Origin of the sequence: Exiguobacterium sp. s35, from assembly GCF_018617535.1 — a bacterium.
Classification (GTDB): Bacteria; Bacillota; Bacilli; order Exiguobacteriales; family Exiguobacteriaceae; genus Exiguobacterium; species Exiguobacterium aestuarii.
The window spans coordinates 1-15,951 of record NZ_JACSKI010000006.1 but is presented as its reverse complement, the minus strand read 5'-3'; the positions used below and the strand labels follow the sequence as shown (position 1 = coordinate 15,951).

Annotated in this window: 18 protein-coding genes and 1 other annotated feature; all 18 genes read right to left on the bottom strand. The window is 47.5% G+C overall.

Annotated elements, in window-relative coordinates; genetic code table 11:
• Positions 1 to 7: 7 nt before the first annotated feature.
• The gene (gene nusG / locus KNO75_RS14130; RefSeq protein WP_012727691.1) at positions 8 to 559 is read right to left on the bottom strand and encodes a transcription termination/antitermination protein NusG; all 552 of its coding nucleotides are present in this window, start codon (positions 557 to 559) and stop codon (positions 8 to 10) included.
• A 16-nt stretch (positions 560 to 575) separates the two neighbouring features.
• Complete coding sequence (secE, locus tag KNO75_RS14125; RefSeq protein WP_074032412.1) at positions 576 to 746, bottom strand: preprotein translocase subunit SecE; 171 nt, start codon at positions 744 to 746, stop codon at positions 576 to 578.
• Positions 747 to 780: 34 nt separating this feature from the next.
• Entirely contained in the window at positions 781 to 927 is a 147-nt protein-coding gene (gene rpmG, locus KNO75_RS14120) for a 50S ribosomal protein L33 (protein WP_026824819.1), read from the bottom strand.
• A 128-nt stretch (positions 928 to 1,055) separates the two neighbouring features.
• Positions 1,056 to 1,697: an RNA polymerase sporulation sigma factor SigH gene (gene sigH, locus KNO75_RS14115; protein WP_031421852.1), complete on the bottom strand. Its 642-nt coding sequence runs from the start codon at positions 1,695 to 1,697 to the stop codon at positions 1,056 to 1,058.
• 209 nt (positions 1,698 to 1,906) lie between these two features.
• Entirely contained in the window at positions 1,907 to 2,446 is a 540-nt protein-coding gene (locus KNO75_RS14110) for an NYN domain-containing protein (protein WP_214791058.1), read from the bottom strand.
• Positions 2,443 to 3,192 carry a 23S rRNA (guanosine(2251)-2'-O)-methyltransferase RlmB gene (rlmB, locus tag KNO75_RS14105; RefSeq protein ID WP_214791111.1) on the bottom strand — a complete coding sequence of 250 codons (750 nt, stop codon included), beginning with the start codon at positions 3,190 to 3,192 and terminating at the stop codon, positions 2,443 to 2,445. Before rlmB ends, KNO75_RS14110 begins: the two co-directional genes overlap by 4 nt.
• A 109-nt stretch (positions 3,193 to 3,301) precedes the next feature.
• Positions 3,302 to 3,706 carry a Mini-ribonuclease 3 gene (locus KNO75_RS14100; protein WP_214796632.1) on the bottom strand — a complete coding sequence of 135 codons (405 nt, stop codon included), beginning with the start codon at positions 3,704 to 3,706 and terminating at the stop codon, positions 3,302 to 3,304.
• Entirely contained in the window at positions 3,703 to 5,100 is a 1,398-nt protein-coding gene (gene cysS / locus KNO75_RS14095) for a cysteine--tRNA ligase (protein ID WP_214796630.1), read from the bottom strand. The genes KNO75_RS14100 and cysS overlap by 4 nt, the downstream gene beginning before the upstream one ends.
• Positions 5,069 to 5,758: a serine O-acetyltransferase gene (gene cysE / locus KNO75_RS14090; protein WP_214796628.1), complete on the bottom strand. Its 690-nt coding sequence runs from the start codon at positions 5,756 to 5,758 to the stop codon at positions 5,069 to 5,071. The genes cysS and cysE overlap by 32 nt, the downstream gene beginning before the upstream one ends.
• 52 nt (positions 5,759 to 5,810) lie before the next feature.
• Positions 5,811 to 6,017: a binding site (T-box leader), on the bottom strand.
• Complete coding sequence (gene gltX / locus KNO75_RS14085; RefSeq protein WP_214796646.1) at positions 6,014 to 7,471, bottom strand: glutamate--tRNA ligase; 1,458 nt, start codon at positions 7,469 to 7,471, stop codon at positions 6,014 to 6,016. Its footprint overlaps the feature before it by 4 nt.
• 45 nt (positions 7,472 to 7,516) lie before the next feature.
• Complete coding sequence (gene ispF, locus KNO75_RS14080) at positions 7,517 to 7,990, bottom strand: 2-C-methyl-D-erythritol 2,4-cyclodiphosphate synthase (RefSeq protein ID WP_214822427.1); 474 nt, start codon at positions 7,988 to 7,990, stop codon at positions 7,517 to 7,519.
• Positions 7,987 to 8,667: a 2-C-methyl-D-erythritol 4-phosphate cytidylyltransferase gene (ispD, locus tag KNO75_RS14075; protein ID WP_214822429.1), complete on the bottom strand. Its 681-nt coding sequence runs from the start codon at positions 8,665 to 8,667 to the stop codon at positions 7,987 to 7,989. The genes ispF and ispD overlap by 4 nt, the downstream gene beginning before the upstream one ends.
• A gap of 56 nt (positions 8,668 to 8,723) precedes the next feature.
• A complete protein-coding gene (locus KNO75_RS14070) occupies positions 8,724 to 9,788 on the bottom strand; it encodes a PIN/TRAM domain-containing protein (RefSeq protein ID WP_214791040.1) in 1,065 nt (354 codons plus the stop codon).
• Positions 9,789 to 9,902: 114 nt separating this feature from the next.
• Entirely contained in the window at positions 9,903 to 11,279 is a 1,377-nt protein-coding gene (radA, locus tag KNO75_RS14065) for a DNA repair protein RadA (protein ID WP_074032385.1), read from the bottom strand.
• Positions 11,280 to 11,336: 57 nt separating this feature from the next.
• Entirely contained in the window at positions 11,337 to 13,772 is a 2,436-nt protein-coding gene (gene clpC, locus KNO75_RS14060; protein WP_214791038.1) for an ATP-dependent Clp protease ATP-binding subunit, read from the bottom strand.
• Between the two features lie 24 nt (positions 13,773 to 13,796).
• Positions 13,797 to 14,840, bottom strand: a complete 1,044-nt coding sequence (locus KNO75_RS14055; protein ID WP_214796626.1) for a protein arginine kinase — start codon at positions 14,838 to 14,840, stop codon at positions 13,797 to 13,799.
• Entirely contained in the window at positions 14,840 to 15,274 is a 435-nt protein-coding gene (locus tag KNO75_RS14050; RefSeq protein WP_214796624.1) for a UvrB/UvrC motif-containing protein, read from the bottom strand. The genes KNO75_RS14055 and KNO75_RS14050 overlap by 1 nt, the downstream gene beginning before the upstream one ends.
• Positions 15,275 to 15,279: 5 nt before the next feature.
• Entirely contained in the window at positions 15,280 to 15,756 is a 477-nt protein-coding gene (locus KNO75_RS14045) for a CtsR family transcriptional regulator (RefSeq protein WP_214791026.1), read from the bottom strand.
• Positions 15,757 to 15,951 lie beyond the last annotated feature (195 nt).

The following is a 15,951-nucleotide window of genomic DNA, read 5'->3' as shown; positions in this document are numbered from 1 at the left end:
AGTGGGTTTAGTTAATTTTCTGAACTTGTTCGAAATCAAGCTCAATTTTTGTTTCACGACCGAACATGTCGACCACGACTTTGAGCTTCTCTTTGTCAGCTTCAATCTCATCGATTGTACCTTCAAAGTTCTCGAACGCGCCTTCTTTCACGCGGACAAGGTCACCGAGCTCGTAGTTGTAACGATCTTTCTTCTCGATGAGACCCATTTGTGACAAGACGTTTGTCACTTCGTCCGGTTGAAGCGGGATTGGTTTTGCTCCGCCACCCGTTGAACCGAGGAAGCCGGTGACGTTAGGCGTGTTGCGGACAACATACCATGAATCGTCAGTCATGACCATCTCTACGAACACGTAGCCCGGGAAACTTTTGACTTCACGCTCTTTAATTTTCTTTTCGCCACTCTTTAATGTGACTTCTTCTTGCGTCGTTTCAGTCGGGACGAGGACGCGGAAAATTTTATCTTCCATGTTCATCGAACCGATTCGACGTTCTAGGTTTTCTTTGACGTTATTCTCAAAACCTGAGTACGTCTGGACAACAAACCACTGTTTCTCCACGGCTTTCACCTCTTCCTTAGTTAATCAATAAATTGACGAGATAGCTGACTCCAGTATCTACGCCGAACACGAACAGGCCAATCACGACAACGGTCGCGATGACGGTAACGGTATATTTCGTGAGTTCTTTACGAGTTGGCCAACTCGTTTTTTTCAACTCTTTCCATACGTCGCGCAAAAAGTTCATGGTAGCTTCCTCCTACATTGAATGCCAATCTACGTTACTTTGATTCTCGATGCATCGTATGCGCGTTACAGCGGCGACAAAACTTTTTCATTTCAAGCCGTGTCGACACACCATCTTTTTTTGTCGTCGAATACTCCCGAGACCCGCATTCTGAGCAAGCGAGACTTACTTTCTTTGCCATTCATAAGCGCCCCTTTCGACTAATCCCTCTTAAAAAAGAGCGAAAAAAAAACGCCTCCTGTAAATGGCGTCTACGGACAAGGCGCTGCTTTTAAAGTATCACATAGGAGGCACGCGGTCAATCATCGGTTAGCTCGTGAGCATTCGGACGTCGACATGGCGTTCAAACTTCTTCTTCACGCGCTGTAACGCATTATCAATCGATTTGACATGACGGTCGAGGTCGTCTGAAATCTCTTGGTAAGAACGTCCGTCTAAATAAAGACGCAACACCTTCCGCTCGAGATCACTTAAAATCTCATCCATCTTCGCTTCCATAAATGTCTGTTCTTCTTGAGTCACGATCAGTTCCTGCGGGTCCGTCGGATGTGGTGGCAAAATGACATCGAGCAACGTCCGATCAGATTCCTCATCAAAAATCGGTTTATCGAGTGACACATATGAGTTGAGCGGAATATGTTTTTGACGTGTCGCCGTCTTGATTGCTGTAATCATCTGACGTGTGATGCACATCTCGGCAAAACTTTTGAACGAGGCGAGTCGCTCGTCTTTATAGTCCCGCACCCCTTTATAGAGACCGATCATGCCCTCTTGGACGATGTCCTCATGATCTGCACCAATCAAGAAATAAGAGCGGGCTTTTGCTCGAACAAAATACCGGTATCGTTCAATCAAAAACTCGAGCGCGTCGCTATCCCCTTCGTTGCGCGCCAATAAGACCAACTCTTCGTCTGACATTTTTTCAAACTGTTCGTACGGCCATCCGTTCATGCTCGTTACCCCCCGGCGATTGATCCTGAACTATGTAAGGTTGTGTCCCATTATAGGACTCCCTACTCCTATGCGTCAAACAAATTTCTAAAAATTCCGTCAATTAAATACTGTGTAACTCATATATGTAATAGTATACAACATTCCTTTGCAAAAAAATGTCAAAATCGAAACAAAGACGAGTCCATTTCATGAACTCGTCCGTGATTTCAGTCACCTTTTGATTTACGACGTCGCATTTCTTCAAATCGCTCTTGAATATGCGGAGGGATATCAATCGTTTTTCGATTCGATTGTTCCTTCTCTAACGAGAGGCGTTGTTGCTCAATCAGTGTTTTGGCATGCTTCCAATCTTTTAATAATTCGGTCGCGGGGACACGTAAGGCACCTTGGCCAAAAATGACCCACTGCTCGGTGAAGTCGTTCGTCGCGACGAATAATGTGACGAGTCGGTTATCCACCAGTTCGTGCGCCCGCCGCTCGATCCATTCGTCTGCCGTTTCATTTTCTTTTGTGTAAACGACATCGACACGACTTCGTTTTTCTTTCGATTCACGCCCGTATCGCATATGGGCATCGAAGACGATGGTGACTTCTTTCCCAGATACGGCCTGATATTCCGCCATCGCTTCAATTAACAAATTGCGCGCTTGGTCAAAATCCATATCGCGCAAACTTCTTAAGTGCGGCCACGCCCCGATGATGTTATATCCGTCGACAAGAAGGAGCTCGCGTTTTTGGATACTCATGCTAACGGGTGACGTGAGCGATGCACTTCATACAGAAGGAGTGCCGCTGCAACAGATGCATTCAGTGACGTGACATGACCAACCATTGGTAAGTGAACGAGGAAGTCGCATGATTCACGCACGAGTCGGCTCATTCCCTTGCCTTCACTCCCGATGACCACGACAAGTGGCATATTCCCATCCAATCGACGATAATCCTGACTCTCTTTCGCATCGGTCCCAACGACCCATAATCCTTTTTCTTTCAACTCTTCGAGTGTCCGCGTCAAATTCGTCACGCGCGCAACCGGGATATGTTCAATCGCGCCAGTCGACGCTTTGGCGACCGTCTGAGTCAAACCGACGGAACGGCGTTTCGGAATAATGATCCCATGTGCCCCGACAGCATCCGCGGTCCGTAAAATCGAACCGAGGTTGTGTGGGTCTTCGAGTTCATCTAACAAAATAAAGAGCGGTGTCTCCTCTTTTGAAGCGGCGAGCGCGAACATGTCCTCGATTGTTTTATACTCATAAGCCGCGACGGCCGCTACAACACCTTGGTGATGTTCACTACCAGCCATCTTCTCGAGTTTTGTTTTCGGTACGAATGACACTTGGACGGATGCTTCATTCGCCATCGAGATGATTTGAGCGAGCGGTCCTTTTTGTTGCCCTTCCATAACAAACACTTTGTTCATGTCGCGACCGCTTCGAAGTGCTTCGAGTACAGGGTTTCGACCGTAAAGAAAATCGATTCCTTCCTCCATCACGTCTACTTCCTTATAGTCCGGTCGTTCCGCCTTCTGATGGCGTGAACGTTCTGGTCGTTCCCCACGCGGACGGTCAAACTTTCGTTTTTCCGCGCCCCGTTTTTCGTCATGTCGTTTCGGTCGACTCGGTTTCGAGTCGTTCGAACGCTTGTTTGATGAGTTCTTCAAGACGATCCCTTCTTTCTGTTAAATAGATATAGCCAATCAATGCCTCAAATGCCGTAGAGTAACGATACGTATGGACGTCGACCCGCTTCGGAATCGAGCCTGACTTCGCATTCTTACCCCGTCTGACGACGGCTTGCTCTTCTTCTGTCAACACGTCCGTCTCAAGCCAATGGGTCACGACGCTCGCTTGCGCCCGCGCGTTCACGTAACGGACTGCCCCTCGATGCAAATCGTTCGGGCGCGTCAACCCTTGCTCGAGCAGTCTTTCTCGTACGGCCAATTCATACACCACGTCACCCATATAGGCGAGCGCGAGAGCATTCATTTGTTTCGGTTGCATCATAACCGTTTCCACCGAACCCCTTGGGCCGTGTCTTCGAGTTGGATGTTTTGTTCTTTCAGTAAATCACGAATCTCGTCAGCGCGGGCAAAGTTACGTGCCGCGCGTGCGTCGTTTCGTTCTTGAATCAATTGATCAATCTCGGCATCGAGCAATTCTTTCTCTTCAGCGAGCGTCAATCCGAGCACACCTGTCAATTCGTCGAATAACGAGAGAACTTGTTCGAGTGTCGTTTTTGCCACGTGATCCGCCTTGGCATAAATATTCGCTTCCCGTGCTAAGTCAAAGAGAACAGTCACGGCATTTGCTGTATTGATATCATCATCCATCGATTCGATAAACGACGTCTTGATTGCTTCAAGTTTCCGCTCCATCGACTCACTCGGTTCACCAAGTCCAGCTGTGACAGACAAGCGGTATTCGATATTTTGATACGCTTCTTTGATTCGACTCCAACCGTTTGCCGCCTGTTCAATCAATTCACGGCTGTAGTTGATCGGATGACGATAATGGACCGACAACATGAAGAAACGAAGGACCATCGGGTCGACTTCTTTCAATGCCTCGTGGACGAGTAGGAAGTTGCCAAGCGATTTAGACATCTTCTCGTTTTCAATGTTGATGAATCCGTTATGCAACCAGTAGTTGGCAAACTTCGCATGGTTACACGCTTCTGACTGGGCAATCTCATTCTCGTGGTGTGGGAATTTCAAGTCATGACCGCCCGCATGAATGTCAATCGTTGCGCCGAGATGCTTTTTCGCCATCGCCGAGCATTCGATATGCCAGCCTGGTCGTCCTTTACCCCATGGACTATCCCATGAAGGCTCGTCTGGTTTAGCGGCTTTCCATAAGACGAAATCGAGCGGGTCTTCTTTCTTTTCTCCGACATCGACGCGCGAGCCAGCACGTAAATCTTCGATGGACTGTTGACTTAATTTCCCGTACGTTTCAAACTTCTTCGTCCGGAAATATACATCGCCTTCTGATTCATAAGCGAACCCTTCTGTCTCTAACTGACGAATGAACTCGATGATTTCTTCCATTGTATCCGTCACACGTGGGTGTACGTCTGCCGGTTGTACGTTCAATGCTCCCGTATCAGCCAAATAAGCTTCAATGTAACGGTTCGTCAACGTCTCCGTGTCTTCCCCCAACTCGTTGGCGGTGCGAATGATTTTGTCGTCTACGTCCGTGAAGTTCAAAACGTATTTCACCTCGTACCCACGATATGTCAGATAACGACGCACCGTATCGAAAGCGATGGCTGGTCGGGCGTTCCCGACATGAATATAGTTGTAGACGGTCGGTCCACAAACATACATCGATACTTTCCCCGGAACAATCGGGACAAACGGTTCTTTTTTATTCGTGAGACTGTTGTACAGCTGAATCATGTGTCTTCTCCTCCATCCGCTTTTCAAGCGCCTCTAATTTTTGTTGTAGTTCATCCACTGCCGCTTCTAAGCGTTCTTGACACTCACGGTCTGGGTCTGGGAAACGATGATCGAGGTCATGTTGCTTCACACGCTTCCCATTTCGAATGACGACACGACCCGGAATTCCGACTACGGTCGAATCAGACGGCACATCGTTCAAGACGACAGAGCTCGCTCCGATTTTGACGCAATCGCCAACCGTAATGTTTCCGAGTACCTTCGCCCCTGCCGAGATGAGCACGTCACTCCCGATGGTCGGATGACGCTTCCCTTTTTCTTTCCCTGTTCCTCCGAGTGTGACGCCTTGATAAATCGTCACATCATTCCCGATAATCGCCGTCTCACCGATGACGACACCAAAACCGTGATCGATGAACACGCGATCACCGAGTACTGCTCCCGGATGAATTTCAATCCCGGTTACCCAACGACTGAACTGGGCTAACAACTTGGCCACCAACTTCACGTTACGTCTCCATAATCCGTGTGCGATACGATGTGCCCATATGGCGTGTAGACCTGGATACGTCAGTGCCACCTCTACTTTTGAACGAGCGGCAGGATCGAGTTCCAGGACAGTCCGCAAATCCTCGCGTACACTGCTCCAAAATCCCATAATTGATATCTCCTTTTCTTATACAAAAAACAAAGACGCCCCTGTGCCAAGGCACAGAGACGCCGTAAGCGCGGTTCCACTCTGTTTGGGAAAAGTGTTCCCCTCTCAAGTCTCGTTAACGCCGAGTCGCGGCCTCGACTACATATCGCCGAGACGGCTCAGAGGTGCACTTCTTCGGGGGACACATCTAGAACTCCCAGCCTAGGTTCTAGTCTCTGCAAAGTGCCATACCGCTTACTTTCCTCATCGATGCCTTTATGCTAATAAAGTTGTCAGACGCTTTAAGACACGCTCTTTTCCGATTAACGAAATTGCGTTCGGGAGCTCTGGTCCATGTGTTTGTCCTGTCGTTGCGACACGGATTGGCATGAACAAGTTCTTCCCTTTTTGACCAGTTGCTTTTTGCGTCGCTTTCGTCGCCGCTTTAATCGCTTCTGGTGTGAAGTCTTCGATTCCTTCGAGCTGTTGTTTGAACTCTGCAAGGACAGCCGGAACCGTTTCTCCTGAAAGAACAGCATTCGCTTCCTCGTCATACTCGATTTCATCTTTGAAGAACAAGTCTGTCAACGCGACAATCTCTGCCCCGTGCGTCATTTGTTCTTTATACAATGCGATCAAGTTTGTTGCCCAATCTGCTTCTTCCACAGATACCGCCTCGGGTAATCGTCCTGCTTCTTGTAAGAATGGTAAACTGAGTGCCACTACTTCGTCAAGCGTGGCCTTCTTCATGTATACACTGTTGATCCAAGAAAGTTTTTGTTGGTCAAATACCGCTGGACTCTTCGATAAACGGTTCGCATCAAACATTTGAATAAACTCTTCTTTTGAGAAGATTTCTTCTTCTCCAACCGGCGACCAGCCAAGAAGGGAAATGAAGTTGAAGAGCGCTGCCGGCAAGTAACCGAGGTCAGCATATTGTTCGATAAACTGAATGATTGATTCGTCACGTTTTGATAGTTTCTTATGTTGATCGTTATAAATAAGCGTCATATGACCGAACTCAGGATATTCCCATCCAAGTGCGTCATATACCATCATCTGCTTTGGTGTGTTCGCAATGTGATCGTCTCCACGCAAGACGTGGCTGATTTTCATCAAGTGGTCATCGACGACAACCGCGAAGTTGTATGTTGGAATGCCATCTTGTTTCACGATGACCCAATCACCAAAGTCTTTCGATTCGAATGAGACGTCGCCTTTAACGACATCTGTCCACTTATACGTTACGCCTTCCGGCACACGGATGCGAATCGACGGCTTGCGACCTTCTGCTTCAAACGCTTCACGTTCTTCGACAGTCAGATTGCGGTGTGCACCAGAATAACGTGGTGCCTCGCCGCGCGCAATTTGTGCTTCACGCTCTGCTTCGAGCTCCTCTGACGTCATGTAGCATTTGTAAGCGAGACCTTTGCTCATCAATTCGTTGACGTATTTCTCATAAAGTGAAAGACGTTCCATTTGGTAATATGGACCGTAATCTCCGTCACGACCCGGACCTTCATCCCAATCGATTCCGAGCCACTCCAAATACTTCATTTGACTCTCGACACCGTTCAACACATTTCGTTTTTGGTCCGTGTCTTCAATTCGAAGAATCAATTTCCCGCCTGCATGACGAGCAAATAAGTAGTTAAACAACGCAGTCCGCGCATTCCCGATGTGGAGATGCCCCGTCGGACTAGGCGCATAGCGTACACGCACTTCACTCATAATAGTTCCACCTTTCTTCTCTTCTGCCCAAATAGTATACCATTTCTGTCAAGCTCGGTTGAGTAAGATGACCGCTTGTGCCGCGATTCCTTCTTCACGCCCCGTAAAGCCAAGTTTCTCTGTCGTCGTCGCCTTCACGTTCACCTGTTCGATATCCGCTTCGAGAAGATCGGCAATGACCGCCCGCATCTCATCAATATAAGGACGTAACTTCGGACGTTGCGCCATGACGGTCGCATCCACATTTCCAAGGACATACCCTTCGTTTTTCACAAGTTGCCACACGTGGCGAAGCAATACTTTCGAATCTGCATCTTTAAATTCAGGGTCCGTATCCGGGAAATGCTTCCCGATATCACCTGCCGCAATCGCACCGAGTGCCGCATCGGCAATCGTATGGAGTAATACGTCTGCATCTGAATGACCGAGCAGACCACGTTCGTGCGGAATCTCGATTCCTCCTAAAATTAGCGGACGCCCTTCCGCAAATGCGTGTACATCAAATCCTTGACCAATTCTCATTGTAAGTCCTCCTTCGCTAAAATCGCATCACCAAACAATAAGTCTTCTGGCGTTGTCATCTTAATATTATGGTAGTCCCCAAGGACGACTTGTACAGTCTCACCAATCCATTCGAATAAGCTCGCATCATCCGTTCCCATCATCTGTTGTTCGATCGCCCGTTCATGAGCCGCTAAAATGGCATCGATCTGAAAGGCTTGCGGCGTTTGCGCCAACCATAAATTTTCACGGGGCACGGTTCGTTCGATTTGATGACGTTCGACTTGTTTGACCGTGTCCTTGACGGGTACCGCTAGAATGGCGCCACCTTGTAAGGCCGCTTCTGCCACTTGATGTAGCTGTTCGCGCTTTACAAATGGACGGGCACCATCATGAATCATCACAATCGTATCGGGTGCAACCACCTTGAGTCCTGCGTAAACACTTTGTTGTCGTTCTTCCCCACCTGTTACGTATGTAATCGGTGTTTCAACCTGTGTCGTTATCGCTTCAAACCATTCACGTTCCTCTGGACGAATCGCTAGAACGATTCGTTCACACCACGGATCGGTATCGAACGCTTGTAGCGTCCATACGATGATGGGTTTATCACGGAGCGACAACATCAGTTTATTCGCATCCGCCCCCATTCGTTTCCCTCTTCCCGCAGCCGGGATCACAACTGTATAAGATACTATGCTAAACACCTCTCTTCGTGAAAAAAGAGAGCGCTCACGCGTCTCTTTTTTGTTCGTTATTCAGGACGGGCAAAAATCATGCGGCCTGCAGACGTCTGTAACACACTCGTCACGACGACAGGAAGCGTCTTCGAGATCAACTTACGTCCACCTTCTACGACGACCATCGTTCCGTCTTCGAGATAGGCAACGCCTTGATTTTGCTCTTTTCCTTCTTTAATGACCGTCACGACCATCTCTTCGCCTGGGATGACGATTTGTTTAACGGCATTCGCTAAGTCATTAATATTCAAGACCGGGACATTTCGAACTTCACATACTTTGTTTAAGTTATAGTCGTTCGTGACGACAATCCCATTTTTAAGCTCTGCCAATTTGATTAGTTTGATGTCGACTTCTGGTACGTCTTCAAAATCCCCATCATAAATTTCAACTTGGATTCGCTTATTCTCTTGAAGTTCCTTTAAAATATCAAGCCCACGACGACCACGGTTTCGTTTTAATGTATCCGACGAGTCCGCGATATATTGGAGTTCTCCGATGACGAACTGCGGAACAATCAACGTTCCTTCCACAAATCCAGTCGTGGCGATATCGGCGATTCGTCCATCGATAATCACGCTCGTATCTAAGATTTTATCATTTGAACGCTGAACCGGTTCAGCCGCCGGCTTCTCCCGCTCGCTCTTCACAAATAGCTTGATCCATTCGTTACGCTTCCGATATCCGACCGCGAATCCGAAGTAACCAAACAGCGCCGTGACAAAAATCGGGACGATTTTACTCAATAAGAAAATGTTCGTGACTTCGAGCGACACACTGATTAAAAAGGCAATCAAGAGCCCAATAATGAGGCCAATCGAACCGAATAAAATATCTCCTACCGGTAAACGGACGAGCCGTTCTTCGACAAAACGAATAAATGCAACAACACCATCGGTTAAGAATAAACTAAGAATGAAGAAGATAAGTCCACCAATCAAACTTGCTACGTATGGAATCGTTAACCATTCCGGCACATTCATGCCGAAGTCTCCTAATAATAGCGTCGCTTCGATAATTCCAAACCAACCTACGACGAGACCAATCAAAATAAATCCGATTCGTACTGCAATCTTCACTCATTCCACCTCCTTCTATATGAAATAAAATTTCAAAAAATAACACTTACATTGTAACATGATTTTTTCAATCACGTTCGTTACAAAGCGTTAAAAACTGCCATTGGCGACCCGTTAAAACGGGATCGCCAACTGCAATGCTTCGTCTACCGTTCCGACGCCGACCACTTCAATTCCTGCCGGAGCCGTCCATCCACCCATATTGTTTTTCGGAATGATGGCACGTGTGAATCCTAGTTTTGCGGCTTCGGCGACACGTTGTTCAATCCGCGATACGCGTCGCACTTCTCCGGTCAACCCGACTTCACCGATGCAGACATCCGTCGGACGGGTCGGGCGATCGCGGAAACTCGAGGCAATCGAGACACAAATCGCGAGGTCAATCGCAGGCTCATCTAACTTGACGCCACCCGCTGCTTTCAAATAGGCATCTTGTGTTTGAAGCAACAAGCCTGAACGTTTCTCAAGGACAGCCATCAGAAGCGCGACCCGGTTTTGGTCGATCCCCGTCGCCATACGTCTCGGATTCCCGAATGATGTCGGGGAGATGAGAGCCTGTAGTTCAACGAGTACCGTCCTTGTCCCTTCCATCGAAGCGACGACCGTAGACCCCGACACACCGGCGGTTCGTTCTTCTAGGAAGATTTCGGACGGGTTGAGCACTTCTTCTAGCCCACTCTCTTTCATCTCGAAAATTCCAATCTCGTTCGTTGAACCAAAACGGTTTTTCACTGCTCGTAAAATACGGAATGTATGATGACGCTCCCCTTCAAAGTAAAGTACCGCATCAACCATGTGCTCGAGTAGCCGTGGCCCCGCAATCGATCCTTGTTTCGTCACGTGACCGACGATGAAGACAGCAATCCCTCGCGTCTTCGCAATCTTCATGAGGGCTGCCGTACATTCTCGAACTTGCGACACACTTCCTGGCGCAGATTGAATCTCATCCATATATACCGTCTGAATCGAGTCGATGATGACGAATCCTGGTTGTTCCTCATCGATGACCCGTTCAATCATCAACATATCTGTCTCGGCGAGCACAAACAAGTCTTCGGTCGGCAACCCGAGACGCTCCGCCCGCAGTTTCGTCTGTTTGAGTGATTCCTCACCTGAGATATACAGTACTTTCTTACCGCTGTGGGCTAAATGTGCACTGACTTGTAGTAGAATCGTCGACTTCCCGATTCCTGGGTCACCCCCGACTAAGACAAGGGAACCCGGAACAATCCCTCCACCGAGCACCCGGTCAAACTCACGACTATTTGTGTGCACACGCGTCTCTTCTTGCGAGACGACGTTCGCTAGTCGCTCCGGCTTCAATTGTCGGGATGAACTGTGCACAAAAGCTGCACCCCGTTTCGCTTTCTTCTCCTCGACAAACTCCTCGACGAGCGTATTCCATTCATTACAACCTGGACAGCGCCCCATCCATTTGGCTGATTCATATCCACACGATTGGCAGACGTATTTCGTTTTAATTTTGGCCATAAGTTTCCTTCCTGTCTAAAAAAAGCTCCCTCATGAACGACGAGGGAGCTAAATGATTTACTGAACCACACCTTCGTTACGAACGACAAACTCTCCATCTTGTACGTCGAGCGCAACTTTACTACCTTTGGCAATGGTACCGCCAAGCATTGCTTCTGAGAGGCGATCTTCCACCTCTCGTTGAAGGGCACGACGGAGAGGGCGAGCCCCGTATTCCGGATCGTAGCCGACTTCGGCAATCTTGTCGAGCGCCGCATCCGTCAAGCTGAAATCAACACCTTGTTCGGCGAGACGTTTTTTAAGTGTCTCTGCCATAAGTTTAATGATTTCTTGAATGTGCTCTTTTTGAAGTGAATGGAAGACCGTGATTTCGTCAATCCGGTTCAAGAACTCAGGTCGGAACGCCTTTTTCAATTCCTCGAGTACTTTATCCTTCATTTCTGTATACTCACGTTTCACATCATCTTCGACTGTGAATCCAACATACTTATTACGTTGAAGCGCTGCGGCCCCGACGTTTGATGTCATGATGATGACCGTGTTTCGGAAGTCGACCGTGCGGCCTTTCGAGTCCGTCAAACGACCATCATCAAGCACTTGAAGTAAAATATTGAACACTTCAGGGTGCGCTTTTTCAATCTCATCGAGAAGAATGACCGAGTATGGTTTCCGGCGTACTTTCTCTGTTAACTGACCGCCTTCTTCGTAACCGACATATCCAGGAGGCGAACCAACGAGACGGCTCGTCGCATGTTTCTCCATGTACTCCGACATGTCAATTCGAATAATCGCGTCCTCATCACCAAACATCGCTTCTGCAACCGCACGAGCGAGTTCGGTTTTCCCGACTCCAGTAGGTCCGAGGAAGATGAATGAACCGATTGGACGTTTTGGATCTTTCAAGCCGGCACGAGCCCGACGGATGGCGCGAGAGATCGACTTCACGGCATCGTCTTGACCAATGACACGGTTGTGAAGGATTGATTCGAGTTTTAGGAGACGGTCTGTCTCTTCTTCCGCAATTTTCGTGACCGGTACACCTGTCCAGTTTGCGACAACTTGAGCGATATCTTCTTTCGTCACTTCAAGCTTTTCATTGCCTTGCTTGTTCTGCCACTCCGTTTTTAACTCTTCCAACTCATCACGTAACTTCTGTTCCGTGTCACGGAGAGATGCTGCTTTTTCAAACTCTTGGCTTTGAACAGCTGAGTCTTTTTCTTTACGAATCGACTCGAGACGCGACTCCAATTCTTTTAAGTTCGGTGGCGCGGTGAATGAGCGAAGTCGTACTTTTGATGCTGCCTCATCAACGAGATCAATCGCTTTATCTGGCAAGAAACGATCTGAGATATAACGGTCAGACAGAACGACTGCCTCATGAATCGCTGTGTCCGTGATGGTTACACGGTGGTGGGCCTCATAGCGATCACGTAAACCGAAAAGAATTTGCTCAGCTTCTTCTGTTGTCGGCTCATTTACCTGAATCGGTTGGAAGCGTCGTTCAAGCGCAGCATCTTTCTCGATATATTTCCGGTACTCATCGAGCGTTGTCGCTCCAATACATTGAAGCTCACCACGGGCCAATGAAGGTTTAAGGATGTTCGACGCATCAATCGCACCTTCTGCACCACCCGCACCAATCAATGTGTGCAACTCATCGATGAAGAGAATAACATTTCCAGCCTGACGAATTTCGTCCATGACCTTCTTCAAACGATCTTCGAATTCGCCACGATATTTTGTCCCCGCTACGAGTGTACCCATGTCGAGTACCATCACTCGTTTATTGCGAAGTGTTTCAGGTACTTCGTTGTTGATGATTTGTTGGGCGAGGCCTTCAACTACAGCTGTTTTCCCGACACCTGGTTCCCCAATAAGAACCGGGTTGTTTTTCGTACGACGAGATAAGACTTCAATGACACGTTGAATCTCACCTGCTCGTCCGATGACCGGGTCTAATCGTGACTCACGCGCTTGTTGTGTCAAGTCACGTGCCAAACCATCAAGTGTTGGGGTTGCAGCACTTGCGCCTGGTTGCGAGGCGTTTGAAGAAGACTCCGTGTTACCGAGAAGCTGCAACACTTGTTGACGAGCTTTCGTTAAGCTGATTCCAAGGTTATTGAGAACACGAGCTGCGACACCTTCGCCTTCACGAATCAATCCAAGAAGGATGTGTTCCGTTCCAACGTATGAATGTCCTAATTTTCGTGCCTCATCCATCGAGAGTTCAATGACCTTTTTCGCACGTGGTGTGTAATGAATTGTTGATCCATTCTCAGAACCGCGCCCGATTAATGATTCTACTTCTTGTTGAATTTTTTCAGAAGTCAATCCGAGAGCGAAGAGCGCTTTTGCAGCGATTCCTTCTCCTTCACGAACCAATCCTAATAAAATATGTTCTGTACCAATATTATGATGGCCAAGACGTACTGCTTCCTCTTGTGCTAAAGCTAATACGCGCTGTGCTCGTTCTGTAAAACGTCCAAACATCATTGACAAAACCTCCTTATAGTTGGATCAAACTAAGCCTTGATCTAACGTTCGACGAACGAGGGTTGCTCGCTCTCGATCCCGTTCTTGTGTAGATAATGTTTTCCCGAAATGCTTTTGTAGAAAACCTGATTGTAGTCGAACGATGAGTTCATGGAACTTCGGTGGACTCCAATCAGATAAAATCCCTAGGTCACTCGCCAAATGTAAATCAGATAATCTTTCGATCGCCTCAGTAGAAGAAAGTAGTTTAGCATATCTTAAAATACCGTATGACCGATAAAATCGATCTTCTAATTCCTCCTGACGATTCGCAACGAGTTCTTCACGCGCATGGCGTTCTGCTTGAATCACTTGTTCTGTCACTTCCATGAAGTCGGCAAGTAATTGTGATTCATGACTTCCTAATGTCCGTTGATTCGACAATTGGAACAAGCGTCCGGCAGCATCGCTCCCTTCACCGTAACGACCTCGAATCGTATAACCGAGCTTTCGAAGCTCTCGCAAAATCGGACTAATCCGTCCCGTTAAGGTGAGTCCCGGCAAGTGTAACATGACCGAGGCCCTGAGTCCTGTTCCGATATTGCTTGGACATGTCGTCAAATATCCTAATTGCTCATCAAACGCGTAAGAGAGGGATTCTGCGCATAATGCGTCTACTTGCTTCGCTAACTCAAACGCTTCTTTCACTTGATATCCTGGAAGCAACGTTTGAATGCGTAGATGGTCTTCTTCATTAATCAACACGCTGATTGTCTCATCTTCACTTAAGAAGACCGCACTCTCTTCATTTGTTGCAACAGCCGGGCTAATCAAGTGTTTCTCCATCAATGCCTGTCGTGTTACTTCATCATAATCACGCATATGAAGATATTCAAATCCCTTTAACCCACGTAGACGCCCTTCGAGACGATCACAAAGTTGTCGTTCGCCTTCTTTAGAAAGTACGGGAGAGAATACCGTGTCTTTGACGTTACGTGCCAGTCGAATTCTCGTAGAAACGACCAAGTCATCGAGTTTGGCACGCTCTTTCATTTTTGGACCAAGTGGATGTGTTAGGAAAGTTTCCATTATACATCTCCCTGCCCTTCTAATTGCTTCATTTCTTTTTGAATGCGTGCTGCCCGTTCATAATCTTCTTGTTCGACAGCGCGGGTCAACTCCCCTGCCAACTTTTCGAGCCGTTCTTCAATCCGTTCATGAGGCGTGCGCAAATGGTCGGGGATCGATCCAATGTGATGATCGTGCCCTTGTTGATATTGACGAGTAATCTTGATCAACTCATCCCGAAATACGGTATAACATGTTGCGCATCCTGCTTTTCGTACACGCAATAAGTCTTGGCGTGTCATCTGGCAAGTCGGACACCGCTTCACGACCGGTACATAACCCGTCATGAGTTCTACCGTACATTGCCGACATAATCGTTTTTTTACGGGTACATCTTGTTCCATCACAACGACTTCATTGACAGCAGGTCGTTGTTTACAGCGTTCGCATAACATACGACTTATCCCCCATTACGATAACGAAGTACTTTCATCAGTGCGAGTAATTGTTGACGTCGAATAAAAAAGCGATCATCAACCTGTAAGTTTAACGCTTCATCTGATAAGAGATGATAGATCAACTGTGCTTCTTGCTCGTCCATCATTTGTTCTTCCACTAATCGAACGAGCACATTTTCAACGAGTTGTTCATTTAGGCGTGGGTGATTATGAATGACATCCATTAAACTTGAAAGAACGTCTTGTTTTTCGTGTAAAATGACGCGTCGGATTCGAATATACCCGCCACCGCCACGTTTACTTTCTACTAAATATCCTTTTTCGACGGTGAAACGTGTGTTGATGACATAATTGATTTGGGATGGAACACATTCGAATCGTTGCGCGATGTCTTGACGTTTAATCTCGATCGCATTTGCCTGACTTTCCTTCAACACTTGCTTCAAATACTGTTCAATGACATCCGAAATATTTCTCATCTCCACCACCCTCTGACCATCTTTGACTTTTGACTATATTTTATCATTGATTTAAAAAAAGGCAAACGAAAAGCGATGCCCTCTATAAAGAGCACCGCTAATCGATACAAAAAAACGACCGAGCGTTATGCTCGGTCGTCCTCTGCGTTGTTGCCTGGCAACGTCCTATCCTCACAGGGGGAGATCCCCCAACTA